The organism is Magnetospirillum sp. UT-4 (genome assembly GCF_902729435.1).
Lineage (GTDB): Bacteria > Pseudomonadota > Alphaproteobacteria > Rhodospirillales > Magnetospirillaceae > Magnetospirillum.
In genome coordinates, this window is the sequence record NZ_CACVCG010000002.1 from 102,815 (window position 1) to 116,320 (window position 13,506).

Below are 13,506 nucleotides of genomic sequence, written 5' to 3' on the forward strand. Positions count from 1 at the left end.
AACGGCATCCTCCGCGGCGAAGGATGTTTCCATGGAAGAAGCCGAAATGCTGCCGGCCGACCGGTTTTCCGACGCCGAGCGCGCCGCCCTCTACCGCGCCATCTTCACCCGCCGCGACACCCGCGGCGAGTTCCTGCCCGACCCGGTGGCGGACGAGCTGCTGGCCCGCCTGCTGGTGGCCGCCCACCACGCCCCCTCGGTCGGCTTCATGCAGCCGTGGAGCTTCCTGGTGGTGCGCGACGCGGCGGTGAAGCGGCGCGTCCACGACGCCTTCCGCGCCGCCGACGCCGAGGCGGCGTTGATGTTCCCCGAGGACCGCCAGGGCCTCTACCGCTCGCTGAAACTGCAGGGCATCCTGGATGCGCCGGTGAACCTGTGCGTCACCTGCGACCGCGACCGCGCCGGGCCGGTGGTGCTGGGGCGCACCCACATGCCGGAGATGGACCTCTACAGCACCGTCTGCGCGGTGCAGAATCTGTGGCTGGCGGCCCGCGCCGAGGGGCTGGGGGTGGGCTGGGTCAGCATCTTCCGGCCCGACGCCCTGCGCGCCGCGCTGGGCATCCCCGAAACCATCGTGCCGGTGGCCTATCTGTGCATCGGCCATGTCAGCGGCCTGCGCCCCGGCCCCGAGCTGGAAGCCAAGGGCTGGCGCCAGCGCCTCAAGCTGGCCGAGTTGGTCCGTCTGGACGGCTGGGACGGTCCGGCGCCGGACGGCGATCTCAGGGCGGCCCTGGACGCCTGAACGCCAGTTCGGCCCCCTCGGGCCAGGCCAGCAGATGGGCCGGGCAGGAGCGGCAATCGCTGGCGCCGAAGCCGGGAACCGGCACCGGCAGATGCGACAGCGCCGCCACCAGGGCGCATTCGTCGCCGCCGGGAAACACCCAGGCCCCCAGTACCCGCCCGGCCTCGGTCAGCCGGTCGATGTGCCAGCGCAAAGCCTTGCCCCGGCGCATGTGCCGCCCCACCCGCGCCCGGATGCCCCCCGGCCCCTTGGCGCTGCCGCAATAGAGATAGCGCCCGGCGGTCAGCCCGGCGGCCGGTTCGGCGAGCTCGACCAGCAGCACATAGGCCCCGGGCACGGCCGGCAGGGTGTCGGGGATGGGGTGGAAGGCGGGCATGGAAAAAGGGTAGCCGACCGCCACGCGATTGTCGCGGGCGGCGCCGTCGTGCTAGATTTGACCAATTATCTGGTCATGAGGCCGGTCATGAATTCAATCACCCGCCACGGCAAGCCGGTGGCGCGTTTGGAGGCGGCGGAGCCGGCCCTCCGGCCGGTGAGCCCGACCGAGCTGCAGGCCCTGACCGCCGCCATGCCGGAGCAGCCCGAGCCGGCGGCCGACATGGTCCGCCGCATGCGCGACGAGGACCGGTATTGAATTCCCTCGACACCTCTCTGCTGCTCGCCGCGCTGACCCGCGAGCCGGAAATTTCGTCCTTCCGCTCGTTTCGTCATGGCCGGGCTTGACCCACGGCTGTCCGGTTTAAATTTCGGCTGGCAATTGCCCCCCTCGCCCGCTTGCGGGAGAGGGGGGCGAGCGCCAGCGAGCCGGGGTGAGGGCGGCGCGCGTCGGCGCGCCCAAGACCTGGAGAGACAGCCGCTTTCGCTGTCGCGAAGCGCACCTGGCGGTGCGCGCCCTCTCCCTCCCGTCGCTGTCGCGACGGGCCCCTCCCTCTCCCGCTGGCGGGCGAGGGAAATTATGTCTACTGCGGCCAGCGTCACCCTGGACGCAGCCGTCACCAAGGGCTTCGAAAGGCGTTCCGAAAATTAAACCGGACAGCCGTGGATCAAGCCCGGGCATGACGGACAGGTGAGTCGGGATGCTGGAACGGATTTTTTCCGCAGCGTGCTCCAACACCAAAAAACCCCGCCGGTCACCCGGCGGGGTTTTCTATCTTGGTGGAGCCAGACGGAATCGAACCGACGACCTCTTGAATGCCATTCAAGCGCTCTCCCAACTGAGCTATGGCCCCGGAAACTTGTCCCGTCGGGGTTGGGACCCGACGACAGGAGGCGGAACATATGAATTTCGCCCCGGCCGGTCAAGCGTAAAAAACGCCTGCCCGCGGCGGGGCCGGGTGCTAGACCTCGTCCTCGATTTCCTCGTCCATGTGCTCCATGACCTCGGCCATGTCGTCGTCGTCCTCGCCCAGGTCCGAGGCGTCCTCGATCAGGCCGCTCTCGTCCTCGTCGCTGGCCTCGTCGTCGCCTTCCACCAGGTCCTCGTCGTCCTCGATGGCGACCAGGTCGTCGCCTTCCAGCAGGTCCTCTGCCTTGCGCACCGCGGCCGGGGCGGCGGCGGCCTTGGCTTCGGCGGCGGCGGCCGCAGCGGCCGCGGCGGCGCTGCCGCCGCGACGGACCTTGAAGGGCATGTCGGGCTCGACGGTGGCGTTGCACTTGGGGCAGATGATCGGCGTGCGGGTCATGTCGTAGAACTTGCAGCCGCAGCTCGAGCACGTCCGCTTGTGTCCCCATTCCGGCTTGGCCACGTCAAGTCCTCCTTAAACCTCGTTCGCGTCCGGTGTCCGCTCCGAAGAAGACGAAGCCGGTTGGGGGCATTTGCCATGTTCGCCCCCGTGTGTCAAAACGAAAAAGGCGCCAGCCCCGCCGGGCCGGATTCCGGCGCCGCCCGCTTTTCGGAGAGAAGATGTCCAGACCGCTCGTTTCCCGCCGCCCCGCGACGCTGGCCGGCACCGCCCGGGTGCCCGGCGACAAGTCCATCTCGCACCGCGCCCTGATGTTCGGCGCGCTGGCGGTGGGCGAAAGCCGCATCGAGGGTCTGCTGGAGGGCGACGACGTGCTGCGCACCGCCGCCGCCATGCACGCCTTGGGCGCCGAGGTGGAGCGCCTCGATGACGGGGCGTGGCGGCTGTGGGGGCGTGGCGTGGGCGGCCTGAGGGAGCCGGCCGACGTGCTCGACCTCGGCAATTCCGGCACCGGGGCGCGGCTGATGATGGGCCTGGTCGCCACCCATCCCTTCACCACCGTGTTCACCGGCGATGCCTCGTTGCGCTCGCGCCCCATGAAGCGGGTGTCCGAACCGTTGTCGCGCATGGGCGCGCGCTTCGTCGGGCGCGAGGGTGGGCGGCTGCCCATGGCGGTGGTGGGGGCGCAATCGCCCATGCCCCTGGTCTACGAGCTTCCCGTCGCCTCGGCCCAGGTCAAGTCGGCGATCCTGCTGGCCGGGCTCAACACCCCCGGCGAGACCACGGTGATCGAGCGCGAGCCGACCCGCGACCACACCGAACTGATGCTGCGGGGCTTCGGCGCCCAGGTCGAGGTGGAGGCCGCCGAGGGCGGCGGCCGCGCCGTCACCGTCGCCGGCTTCCCCGAACTGACCGGGCGGCGGGTGGTGGTGCCGGCCGATCCCAGCTCGGCCGCCTTCCCGGCGGTGGCGGCGCTGCTGGTGCCGGGCTCCGAGGTTCGCCTCTCCGGGGTCGGCATGAACCCGCTGCGCACCGGCCTCTACCAGACCCTGCGCGAGATGGGCGCCGACATCCATTTCGACGCCATGCGCGACGAATGCGGCGAGCCGGTGGCCGACCTGCTGGTGCGCGCCTCGGCCCTGCGCGGCGTCGATGTGCCGGCCGCCCGCGCCCCCTCGATGATCGACGAATACCCCATTCTGGCGGTGGCCGCCGCCTTCGCCATGGGCACCACCCGCATGTTCGGGCTGTCCGAGCTGCGGGTGAAGGAAAGCGACCGCTTCGCCGCGGTGATGAACGGCCTGCTCGCCTGCGGGGTGAAGGCCGAGGCCGAGGGCGACACCCTGGTCGTGCACGGCACCGGCGCGCCGCCGCCGGGCGGCGCCACCATCGCCGTCAACCTCGACCACCGCATCGCCATGAGCTTCCTGGTGATGGGCATGGCCGCCGCCGAGCCGGTGGCGGTGGACGACGCCGAGGCCATCGACACCAGCTTCCCCGGCTTCGTCGACCTGATGAACGGGCTGGGGGGGGCCATTTCAGACATCGTCGCGGATTAGATTTCACCACAGAGGCACAGAGAGCACAGAGGGAGCACAAAGAAGGAGAAGAAATAAATTTCTCTGTGTCTCTGTGCCTCTGTGGTTCTTCCCCAGCTAGGAACGAAGCAGATGTCCATCACCATCGCCATCGACGGCCCCGCAGCCGCCGGCAAGGGCACACTGGCCCGGCGCCTCGCGGCCGAGTTGGGCTATGACTACCTGGACACCGGCCTGATCTACCGCGCGGTGGGCATGAAGGTGGTGCGGCTGCGCGGCGATCCCGCCGATGCCGGGATGGCCGAGGCGGTGGCGAAATCGCTGCAGCCGGCCGATTTGGAGGCCGCCGACCTGCGCGGCGATCAGGCGGCCCAGGCGGCCAGCAAGGTCGCCGCCATCGCGGCGGTGCGGGCCGCCCTGCTGGCGTTCCAGCGCGGCTTCGCCGCCACCCCGCCGGGGGCCGCCGGCGCGGTGCTGGACGGCCGCGACATCGGCACCGTGGTGTGTCCCGACGCGCCCGCGAAGCTGTTCGTCACCGCCAGCCCCGAGACCCGGGCCATGCGCCGCCTCAAGGAATTGCAGGGGCGCGGCCAGGCCACCGATCTCGCCACCGTGCTGGCCGACATGACCGAACGCGACGCCCGCGATTCGGCGCGCGCGGTCGCCCCCCTGGCCGCCGCGCCCGACGCCCACGTCCTGGATACCTCGGATATGGATGCCGACCAGGCCTTCGCCGCGGCCCTTGCTTTTATCCGGTCCAAGGTTTAGACAGGTCGCCTGACGAAGACCGCCCCCGCCGGCACCGGCGTGGGGGCGGTCTGTCGTTTTATCGGAATTGGTTAAAGACCGCCGGAACCAACCGGTTGGCCAGACAAAGACGTAACGAAAGGAATCCCCCTTAATGTCTACCGCTGCCATGGCCCAGGCCGAGGACTTCGCCGCCCTGCTGGACGAGACTCTCGGACTCGGCAATTCGTTCGAAGGCTCTGTCATCAAGGGCATCATCGTGCGTGTCGAGAACGACTTCGCCGTCATCGACGTCGGCTTGAAGTCGGAAGGCCGCGTGCCCCTGAAGGAATTCGCCACCGCCGGCCGCGCCCCCGAGATCAAGGCCGGCGACGCCGTCGAGGTGTTCGTCGAGCGCTACGAGGACAAGAACGGCGAGGTCGTGCTGTCCCGCGAGAAGGCCAAGCGCGAAGAGGCGTGGACCCTGCTGGAGAAGAGCTTCGAAGCCAACCAGCGCGTCAACGGCATCATCTTCGGCCGCGTCAAGGGCGGCTTCACCGTCGATCTCTCCGGCGCCGTGGCGTTCCTGCCCGGCTCCCAGGTGGACATCCGCCCGGTGCGCGACATCACCCCGCTGCTGGGCACCCCGCAGCCGTTCCAGATCCTCAAGATGGACCGCTCGCGCGGCAACATCGTGGTGTCGCGCCGCGCCGTGCTGGAAGAGACCCGCGCCGAGCAGCGCTCCGAGCTGATCGAGAATCTGAAGGAAGGCCAGGTGCTGGAAGGCGTGGTCAAGAACATCACCGATTACGGTGCGTTCGTTGACCTGGGCGGCGTCGATGGCCTGCTGCACGTCACCGACATCGCCTGGAAGCGCATCAACCACCCGTCCGAGGCGCTGCACATCGGCCAGACCGTCAAGGTCCAGGTCATCCGCTTCAACCCCGAGACCCAGCGCATCAGCCTCGGCATCAAGCAGCTCGACGCCGATCCGTGGGAGGGCGTGGAAGCCAAGTACCCGGTGCAGGCCAAGTTCGTCGGTCGCGTCACCAACATCACCGATTACGGCGCCTTCGTCGAGCTGGAGCCGGGTGTCGAGGGTCTGGTCCACGTCTCCGAGATGAGCTGGACCAAGAAGAACGTCCACCCCGGCAAGATCGTCTCGACCTCGCAGGAAGTCGAAGTGATGGTGCTGGACGTCGATCCGCAGAAGCGCCGCATCTCCCTGGGCCTCAAGCAGTGCCTGTCCAACCCGTGGGAGTTCTTCGTCGAGAAGTTCCCCGCCGGCACCCTGGTCGAGGGCGAGGTCAAGAACATCACCGAGTTCGGCCTGTTCATCGGCCTGCCGGGCGACATCGACGGCATGGTCCACCTGTCGGACCTGGCCTGGGACAAGTCGGGCGAGCAGGCCATCGGCGAGTTCAAGAAGGGCGACATGGTCAAGGCCAAGGTGCTCGACGTCGATGTCGACAAGGAGCGCATCAGCTTAGGCATCAAGCAGCTGTCCTCGGATCCGTTCCAGGACGCCGTCGCCTCCATGAAGAAGGGCGACGTCGTCACCTGCACCGTCAGCCAGGTCACCGAGAACGGTCTCGAGGTCCAGGTCGAGGGCATGAGCGGCTTCATCCGCAAGGCCGAGCTGTCGCGTGACCGCTCGGAGCAGCGGCCGGAGCGCTTCGCCGTCGGCGAGAAGCTCGACGCCAAGGTGACCATGATCGAAAAGGGCAGCCGCAAGGTCACCCTGTCGGTCAAGGCCCGCGAGATCGACGAGGAGAAGCAGGCCATGGCCGAATACGGCTCCTCCGACTCGGGCGCCAGCCTGGGCGACATCCTGGGTGCCGCCATGCGCAAGGCCCAGGAAGAGAAGTAATCCTTCTCCGCCTGTCGTTACCGGAAAGGCCCGTCCCGCCGGGGGCGGGCCTTTTCTTTTGTGAAAAATCATTTCACCGCAACGGCTTGCCTTGACTCCGCGACGACGCTTGGGCAGGCTTGATGGTCACGAATTCACCAAGGACGAGCCGGACATGACCAAGTCGGAGCTGATCGCCCGCCTGGCCGAGAAGAACCCCCATCTCTACCAGCGCGACGTGGAACGCATCGTCACCACCATTTTCGATGAGATCGCCGGTGCGCTGGCCCGTGGCGACCGGGTCGAACTGCGCGGTTTCGGCGCCTTTTCGGTCAAGGGCCGCGACGCCCGCCAGGGCCGCAATCCCCGCACCGGCGCCCAGGTGGCGGTGCAAAGCAAGGTGGTCCCCTTCTTCAAGACCGGCAAGCAGCTGCGCGAGCGGCTCAACGCCGACGACGGCGAGTAGGCCCGAGGTGCGCGTCGTCGCGCGTCTGCTCGCCCTGCCCGTCGCCGTGGTGGTGGTGACCTTCGCCGTCGCCAACCGCCACGACGTGCGTCTGGATTTCTGGCCGCTGCCCTGGGTGCTCGACCTGCCGGTCTATCTGGCGGTGCTGGGCGCCCTGGCCATCGGCCTGGCGGCCGGCGTGCTGCTGGCCTGGGCCGGCGGCCATGGCGCCCGCGCCCGCGCCCGCACCGAGAAGCGCCGCGCCGAAAGCCTGGAGCGCCAGCTGGCCGCCGCCCAGGCTCCCGTGACGTCGCCGCCAATCCTGCCGCCGGCCGATCATCACGCCGCCTGACCTTCCTCCCGCCTTTGCCTCGAACCCGGGGACAGTCATGAGCAATCCCGTCTACGTCGCCCTCGACACCACCGACGTCGCCCAGGCGGCCGAGCTCGCCGCCGGCCTGTCCGGCCTGGTGGGCGGGGTCAAGCTGGGCCTGGAGTTCTTCGTCGCCAACGGCCCCGCCGGCATCGAGGCGGTGGCGGCGCTGGGCCTGCCGGTCTTCCTCGACCTCAAGCTGCACGACATCCCCAACACCGTCGCCGGGGCGATGAAGGGGGTGGCCCGGCTGGCGCCGCGCTACACCACCATCCACGCGTCGGGCGGCTTCGCCATGATGAAGGCGGCGGTGGATGCGGCGCGGGCCGAGGCGACCGCCGCCGGTCGGCCGCCGACCAAGGTGCTGGCGGTGACCATCCTCACCAGCATCGACCAGCCCGCCATGGAGGCGGTCGGCTTCGGCGGCAGCGTGCTCGACCAGGTGCGCCGGCTGGCGGTGCTGGCCCAGGCCGCCGGCATCGACGGCCTGGTCTGCTCGCCGCACGAGGTGGAAACGGTGCGCACCATGGTCGGCAGCGACATGACCCTGGTGGTGCCCGGCATCCGCCCGGCCTGGGCCGAGGCCGGCGACCAGAAGCGGATCATGACGCCCCGGGACGCGCTGGAGCGGGGTGCCGACATCCTGGTCATCGGCCGCCCCATCACCGGGGCGCAATACCCGGCCGAGGCGGCCCGGCGCATCGCCGAGGAGCTGGCATGACCGTCGAGGTGAAGATCTGCGGGCTGACCGAGGCCGACGGCATGGAAGCCGCCATGGACGCCGGCGCCGATTATGTCGGGCTGGTGTTCTTTTCCAAAAGCCCGCGCAACGTCGAGCCCGACTGGGCGGGCGAACTGGCGCAGATCGCCGAGGACGCGGTCAAGGTCGGGTTGTTCGTCGATGCCGACGATGCCCTGCTGGACCGGGTGGTGTCGCAGGTCCGCCTCGATTTGCTGCAGTTCCACGGCACCGAGACGCCCGAGCGCATCGAGCAGGTGCGCCTGGAATACGGGCTGCCGGTGATGAAGGTGATTCCGCTGGGGGGGGCCGGCGACCTTGCCGCCGCCGATCCCTACCTGCCGGTGGCCGACCGCCTGCTGTTCGACGCCCGCCCGCCGGCCGGATCGGACCTGCCCGGCGGCAACGCCGTCCGCTTCGACTGGTCCATCCTCAAGGGGTTTTCCTGCGCGCTGCCGTGGATGCTGGCCGGTGGCCTGGATGCCGGCAACGTCGCCGAGGCGATCCGGCAGACCGGAGCCCGGGCGGTGGACGTCTCCTCCGGCGTCGAAAGCGCGCCCGGCATCAAGGACCCGGACAAGATCCGCGCCTTCATCACCGCCGCCAAGGGGCGGTGAGGATTCATTCTCTGTCATGGCCGGGCTTGACCCAGGGCTGTCCGGTTTAAATTTCGGATTGCCTTCTGGAGCCCTTGGTGACGGCTGCGTCCAGGGTGACGCTGGCCGAAGTAGACAGGATTACCCTCGCCCGCTTGCGGGAGAGGGAGGGGCCCGTCGCGACAGCGACGGGAGGGAGAGGGTGCGCGCCGCGAGGTGCGCTTCGCGACAGCGAAAGCGCTGGTTTCTCCAGGTCTTGGGCGCGCCGACGCGCGCCGCCCTCACCCCGGCTCGCTGGCGCTCGCCCCCCTCTCCCGCAAGCGGGCGAGGGGGGCAATTGCCAGCCGAAATTTAAACCGGACAGCCGTGGGCTTGACCCAGGGCTGTCCGCCACCGGGCTCGCCTCACAAGGTGGGCTCCAGTTGAAGCGACGGCGGCACGGGGTGGGAAGACGCCAAACCGGTTTATTTTCATCCCCTGCTACAGCAGCAGATCGACCCGTGGCGGTGCCGAATCCTCGACCTTGGAGCGGCAGGTGAACAGCCGTCCCGGCTCGATGCCGGCCTGGTCCACCAGATAGGTCTTGGCCGCCCGCGCCCGGGAATCGGCGAGGCGGACCAGACGGTCGTGGTCGGGGGCCGCCGCCTCGCCCTCGGGCGGCGCTCCGACCAGCCGCTGCAGGCGGGCCAGCACGCCGCTCTCCTCGGCTCGCCGGGCCTCCAGCAGGGCCGGTCCGTCGCTGTCGCGGGCGGCAATGCCGCACAGGTTGAGCTTGAGGCCGGGGCGCTGGCCCAGCAGGTCGGCGACGGTGTCGAGATGGGCGCGCTCGGGCTCGCCCAGGCGGGCGGTGCCGGCCGGGAAGGCCAGCGGCTTCAGCGACAGATGCGGCTTCTCCGCCTCGTCGATGACCAGCCCGATCAGCGCCGCCACCGGGAAGGCCACCTTCAGGGTGGTGAAGACGGTGGTCTTCAGCGCCCCGCCGATGGCCTGGTTGACCGCGTCGGACAGGTCGAAATCGGGATTGGCGAGATCGCCGGCCACCGGGATCGCCAGCTTGATGCGCCCGTCGCCGTCGCGCAGCAGGTCGAGCACGGTCTCGACCGGCATGTCGGCCTGACGCGCCAGCTTGGACTGGGGATCGGGCTGGGCCACGTAAAGCTGCGACAGGGTCAGGTCGAGCTTGCCGTCCAGCCTGCCGCGCCGGGAGGCCATGGCCACCTCGGCATCCAGCTGACCGGTCCTGAGGTGGACCCCCAGCGCCTCGGCGGCATAGGGCGACAGCGGCGGCAGGTCGAGGGCGCGGATGGTCGCCGCCAGGTCGAAGCCGGGCGAATCGGCGAAGGGGCGCACCCGGCCCGAGCTCTCCAGCCGCGCGGTGGCCACGCCGGCCTTCAGGGTGAAGGGCGATTCCTGGTCGGGGCGGCCGCTGTCCAGGTTGGACAGCACCAGGTCGATGCCATTGGAGCGCAGCCGCACCGGCTCGGCCAGGCTGCGGTCCTCGAACACCAGCCGGGCATCGGGGCCGAGGTGCAGGCGATCGACGGCCATGCGCGGCCCCGGCCGGCTCGCGCCCCCACCGCCGCCGGCCGCCGGCTCGGGCAACCCGACCAGGCCGTCCTTGTCGCGGGTGACCCGCAGCACGGCGCCGTCGGCGCTGGCCGCGGCCATGGAGATCTCGCTCTCCGCCCCCCAGCGCGCCCGATGGAGAACCGCCCGGCCCAGTTCGGCGCGCCAGGATTGGACGCCCGGCTGCCGCAGCAGGTTCAGCCCTCGCGCCGCGATGCGGGACGCGGTGGCATCGCCGGCGACGGCGACGTCGCTGGCCTCGATGTGCTCGGCCGCCAGCCAGTCGCGGCCGGCCTGGCGCACCGCCACTCCATCGGCGGACAGGGTGGCCTTGGCGGCGAGCGGGAAGCGGCCGTCGGCCGCCGCCACATCGCCTTCGGCCGCCGCACCGGCGAGCTCGACGGCAAGGTCGCCCACAGCGAGCCTGAGCCGCTGCGCCTCGGCCCGGCCCTTGGCCTTGACCGGTCCGGGAGCAAGCTCGATGCGCCCCAGCCAGTCCAGCCGCCCGGCGGCCACCCTGGCGCCGTCCAGTTCGAAGGCGGGGTCGGTGACCGCGACGCCGCCGTCCATGTCCAGCTTCCAGCGGCCGCCGTCCAGCCGCGCCGCCAGGGTGACCTTGCCCTCGGCGCGGCCGGCCAGAGCGGCCACGCCCGCCGCCCGGGCCAGCCCGGCGAAGGCGGCGAGGTCGAGGCCCTCGGCGGTGATGGTCAGGGTGGCGGCGGGCCGCGCGGCGAAGGGGGTGGCGGTGCCGTCGATGCGCACCGGACCGCCGTTCAGCCGGCCGGCGAGGTGAAAGCGCACCGGCTGGTCGGGGGCGTCGTCGCGGACCTCCAGGATGTCGAGCCGCTCGACCTCGACGGTGGCGGCAAAGGCCGCGCCGGCGATGGCGATGCGGCTGTCCGACAGCGACAGGGCGGTGACGTCGAAGCCCCAGCCGGGGCCGCCGCCGCCGCTCGGCGCCACCGCCAGCGGCAGGCCGTTGACCTCCAGGGTGCCGTCCGGCCGGCGGCGGATGTCGATGGTGACGCCGGACAGGTCCAGGCGCTCCACCGATACCCGGCGGGAGAACAGCGGCTTCCAGCGGAAGGTCAGATCGAGGCCGCCGACGCCCAGCGCCTTGCCCAGGCCGCTGCCGGTTTCGGCCCCGACATTGGCTTCCACCTCGCGGATCACCACGGCGCCGTTGAACAGCGAGAAATCGGCGCGGGCCAGGCTGACCCGGTCCCAGCCCAGGGCCCGCAGGCCCTTCTCGACGCCCCAGCGCAGTCCGGCATCGGGCAGGAAGTGGCCGCCGGCGGCGGCCAGGGCCAGCCCGGCCACCATGCCGCCCAGCACCAGAAAGCGCCGCCGCAGCGGCACCGAGCGCCACGCTGACGTCAACCTGCCCACGTCCTTACCTCCTCCGCCCCATATCCATTGGAAGGCGGAATAATGGCAAAGGCAAGGCGTTCAGCCAATCTCGACGCGATTGCGGCCGCCGCTCTTGGCGCGGTAGAGCGCCTCGTCGGCCCGCGCCAGCACCGCCTCGACGCCGGTTTCGCCAAGCCGGGCGCCGGCGACGCCAAGGCTGCTGGTGAAGGCGACGGTGTCGGCGCCGCTGGCCACGCGCAGCTCGGCGATGCGCTGGCGCAGCCGTTCGGCCACCTCGCGGGCGGCCTCCATGGCGGTCTCGGGCAGCAGGATGGCGAATTCCTCGCCGCCCATGCGGCCCAGCACATCGACGTCGCGCAGCCAGTCGCGGCAGCCGGCCACCAACGCCTTCAGCGCCGCATCGCCGGCGGCGTGGCCGAAGCGGTCGTTGATGGCCTTGAAGTGGTCGATGTCGAGCATGAGGATCGACACCTCGCCGCCGTAGCGGCCGGCGCGTTCCAGTTCGGCATTGGCCGCGGCCATGAAGTGGCGGCGGTTGAAGGCGCCGGTCAGCGGATCGGTGGTGGCGAGGCGGCGCAACTCGCGCTCCATGCCCTTGCGCTCGGTGATGTCGGTCATGATGCCGATCACCCCCACCACGCGCCCGTCATCGTCGAGGAAGGCGGTCTTGAGGAACAGCCCGTCCAGCCGGCGGCAGCCTGAACCCTGGCCCGGAACCTGAATCGAGGCCTCGAACTCGGCATGGGTGCGGCTGCCCGACAGCAGTTCGAGGTCGCTGACCGCATCCTCCTCGGGCATGGCCGCGGCCAGCGCCTGCTCGCACTGGGCCAGGCGCCCGGTCTCGCAGCCGAACAGGTCGCGGAAGGCGCGGTTGGTGGTCTGCACCTTGCCACGGGCGTCCTTGAACCAGACCGGGCTGGGAATGGTGTCGATCAGGTTCTCGGTGAAGCGGCGGGCATGTTCGGCGGCCTGGCGGTGCTCCTCGGCCCGCGCCCGCTGGGCGGCCAGTTCGCGGGTACGGGCGATGACCCGGATCTCCAGCGTCTCGTTGGCGCGGCGCAGCGCGTTGACGGCGCGGTTGTGGGCGGTGATGTCGCGGGCCTCGACCATCAGCTCGCCACCGCCGCGGCTCGACAGCTGCACCATCTTGACCACCGCGTCCACCGCCTCGCCGTCCAGGCGGCGCAGCCGGAGCGGCACCGGCACGCCCTCGGCGACGACGCTCTCCAGCATGCCGCCGGCGAACAGCTCGGCATAATCGGCGTGGAACAGCTCGGCCAGGGGGCGGCCGATCACCGCTTCCGGCTCCAGCGCCCCCAGCATCTCGACGCCGGCCCGGTTGATGTAGCGCACCACGCCGCCGAAGGTGTGGCAGACCAGGTTCATGGCGTTGTCCACCAGCAGGTGGAAGCGGGTGTCGCGCTCCTGGGCATGGCTGGCCAGCCGGCCCTCGTGCGAGATGTCGCGGCACATCACCACGGTGGCGTCCTTGTCGATCTCGCGGGCGCGGAACACCTGCATCTCGACGTCGGTCAGCGAGCCGTCGATGGCGACGATGCGGGTCGGCACCGGCTTGTCCTCGCTGGACATGCCGGCGAAGAACAGCTCCATCACCGGGCCGTATTCGGGAATCAGGAAATCGGCCATCTGCCGGCCCAGCAAATCCTCGGAAACGCGGCCGCCCAGCATGCGCACGCCGGCGCCGTTGATGGCGGTGATGCCGCCGCCGCGGCACAGGCAGACCAGGTCGCGGCTGACCTCCAGGATGTCCATCAGGCCGCCGTTGAAGCGCGGGCCGCGACGGCGCCGTTCCGACGCGAGATCGATGATGTTGTCGTCCGCCCCTGCCATCACCTGCCCCTGATCCTGCCCGTCTGCA

The 13,506-nt window shown here is 70.5% G+C and carries 13 protein-coding genes and 1 tRNA gene; 9 read left to right on the plus strand and 5 right to left on the minus strand.

Features of this window, described 5'->3' with window-relative positions; all coding sequences use genetic code 11:
• Positions 1 to 31 precede the first annotated feature (31 nt).
• Complete coding sequence (gene bluB / locus MTBUT4_RS00465) at positions 32 to 742, plus strand: 5,6-dimethylbenzimidazole synthase (protein ID WP_173977694.1); 711 nt, start codon at positions 32 to 34, stop codon at positions 740 to 742.
• On the opposite strand, the gene MTBUT4_RS00470 is transcribed toward bluB, so the two are convergent.
• Entirely contained in the window at positions 720 to 1,118 is a 399-nt protein-coding gene (locus MTBUT4_RS00470) for a DUF123 domain-containing protein (protein ID WP_173977695.1), read from the minus strand. The two genes, bluB and MTBUT4_RS00470, sit on opposite strands and share 23 nt — an antisense overlap.
• A gap of 87 nt (positions 1,119 to 1,205) precedes the next feature.
• On the opposite strand from MTBUT4_RS00470, the gene MTBUT4_RS00475 reads away from it, so the two are divergent.
• Positions 1,206 to 1,376, plus strand: a complete 171-nt coding sequence (locus MTBUT4_RS00475) for a hypothetical protein (protein WP_173977696.1) — start codon at positions 1,206 to 1,208, stop codon at positions 1,374 to 1,376.
• Between the two features lie 519 nt (positions 1,377 to 1,895).
• Here the strand turns inward: MTBUT4_RS00475 and MTBUT4_RS00480 are convergent.
• Positions 1,896 to 1,971, minus strand: a tRNA-Ala gene (locus tag MTBUT4_RS00480).
• A 108-nt stretch (positions 1,972 to 2,079) separates the two neighbouring features.
• Positions 2,080 to 2,487, minus strand: coding sequence for a TIGR02300 family protein (locus MTBUT4_RS00485; protein ID WP_173977697.1), 408 nt, complete (start codon positions 2,485 to 2,487; stop codon positions 2,080 to 2,082).
• A gap of 158 nt (positions 2,488 to 2,645) precedes the next feature.
• Here MTBUT4_RS00485 and aroA point away from each other — a divergent pair, with 158 nt between their 5' ends.
• The 7 genes from aroA (at position 2,646) to MTBUT4_RS00520 (ending at position 8,711) form a co-directional block, all read left to right on the plus strand.
• Positions 2,646 to 3,983 carry a 3-phosphoshikimate 1-carboxyvinyltransferase gene (gene aroA, locus MTBUT4_RS00490; RefSeq protein ID WP_173977698.1) on the plus strand — a complete coding sequence of 446 codons (1,338 nt, stop codon included), beginning with the start codon at positions 2,646 to 2,648 and terminating at the stop codon, positions 3,981 to 3,983.
• A gap of 111 nt (positions 3,984 to 4,094) precedes the next feature.
• Positions 4,095 to 4,730 (plus strand): (d)CMP kinase, encoded by a 636-nt coding sequence (gene cmk, locus MTBUT4_RS00495; RefSeq protein WP_173977699.1) that lies wholly within the window; start codon positions 4,095 to 4,097, stop codon positions 4,728 to 4,730.
• A 133-nt stretch (positions 4,731 to 4,863) separates the two neighbouring features.
• The gene (gene rpsA, locus MTBUT4_RS00500) at positions 4,864 to 6,558 is read left to right on the plus strand and encodes a 30S ribosomal protein S1 (protein WP_173977700.1); all 1,695 of its coding nucleotides are present in this window, start codon (positions 4,864 to 4,866) and stop codon (positions 6,556 to 6,558) included.
• 154 nt (positions 6,559 to 6,712) lie between these two features.
• Positions 6,713 to 7,003 carry an integration host factor subunit beta gene (ihfB, locus tag MTBUT4_RS00505; protein ID WP_173977701.1) on the plus strand — a complete coding sequence of 97 codons (291 nt, stop codon included), beginning with the start codon at positions 6,713 to 6,715 and terminating at the stop codon, positions 7,001 to 7,003.
• 7 nt (positions 7,004 to 7,010) lie between these two features.
• Entirely contained in the window at positions 7,011 to 7,334 is a 324-nt protein-coding gene (locus MTBUT4_RS00510; protein WP_173977702.1) for a LapA family protein, read from the plus strand.
• A 37-nt stretch (positions 7,335 to 7,371) separates the two neighbouring features.
• The gene (gene pyrF, locus MTBUT4_RS00515) at positions 7,372 to 8,076 is read left to right on the plus strand and encodes an orotidine-5'-phosphate decarboxylase (RefSeq protein ID WP_173977703.1); all 705 of its coding nucleotides are present in this window, start codon (positions 7,372 to 7,374) and stop codon (positions 8,074 to 8,076) included.
• On the plus strand, positions 8,073 to 8,711 hold the full coding sequence (locus MTBUT4_RS00520; RefSeq protein WP_173977704.1) for a phosphoribosylanthranilate isomerase: 639 nt from the start codon (positions 8,073 to 8,075) through the stop codon (positions 8,709 to 8,711). The genes pyrF and MTBUT4_RS00520 overlap by 4 nt, the downstream gene beginning before the upstream one ends.
• A 459-nt stretch (positions 8,712 to 9,170) precedes the next feature.
• On the opposite strand, the gene MTBUT4_RS00525 is transcribed toward MTBUT4_RS00520, so the two are convergent.
• A complete protein-coding gene (locus tag MTBUT4_RS00525) occupies positions 9,171 to 11,645 on the minus strand; it encodes a DUF748 domain-containing protein (RefSeq protein WP_173977705.1) in 2,475 nt (824 codons plus the stop codon).
• 60 nt (positions 11,646 to 11,705) lie between these two features.
• Positions 11,706 to 13,478 carry a diguanylate cyclase gene (locus MTBUT4_RS00530; protein WP_173977706.1) on the minus strand — a complete coding sequence of 591 codons (1,773 nt, stop codon included), beginning with the start codon at positions 13,476 to 13,478 and terminating at the stop codon, positions 11,706 to 11,708.
• Positions 13,479 to 13,506 lie beyond the last annotated feature (28 nt).

Bases quoted from the DNA above. Each gene is read 5' to 3' on its own strand.
- ihfB (WP_173977701.1), top strand. From the start codon at position 6,713: ATGACCAAGTCGGAGCTGATCGCCCGCCTGGCCGAGAAGAACCCCCAT.
- cmk (WP_173977699.1), top strand. From the start codon at position 4,095: ATGTCCATCACCATCGCCATCGACGGCCCCGCAGCCGCCGGCAAGGGC.
- MTBUT4_RS00520 (WP_173977704.1), top strand. From the start codon at position 8,073: ATGACCGTCGAGGTGAAGATCTGCGGGCTGACCGAGGCCGACGGCATG.
- MTBUT4_RS00470 (WP_173977695.1), bottom strand. From the start codon at position 1,118: ATGCCCGCCTTCCACCCCATCCCCGACACCCTGCCGGCCGTGCCCGGG.
- aroA (WP_173977698.1), top strand. From the start codon at position 2,646: ATGTCCAGACCGCTCGTTTCCCGCCGCCCCGCGACGCTGGCCGGCACC.
- rpsA (WP_173977700.1), top strand. From the start codon at position 4,864: ATGTCTACCGCTGCCATGGCCCAGGCCGAGGACTTCGCCGCCCTGCTG.
- MTBUT4_RS00475 (WP_173977696.1), top strand. From the start codon at position 1,206: ATGAATTCAATCACCCGCCACGGCAAGCCGGTGGCGCGTTTGGAGGCG.
- pyrF (WP_173977703.1), top strand. From the start codon at position 7,372: ATGAGCAATCCCGTCTACGTCGCCCTCGACACCACCGACGTCGCCCAG.
- bluB (WP_173977694.1), top strand. From the start codon at position 32: ATGGAAGAAGCCGAAATGCTGCCGGCCGACCGGTTTTCCGACGCCGAG.
- MTBUT4_RS00530 (WP_173977706.1), bottom strand. From the start codon at position 13,478: ATGGCAGGGGCGGACGACAACATCATCGATCTCGCGTCGGAACGGCGC.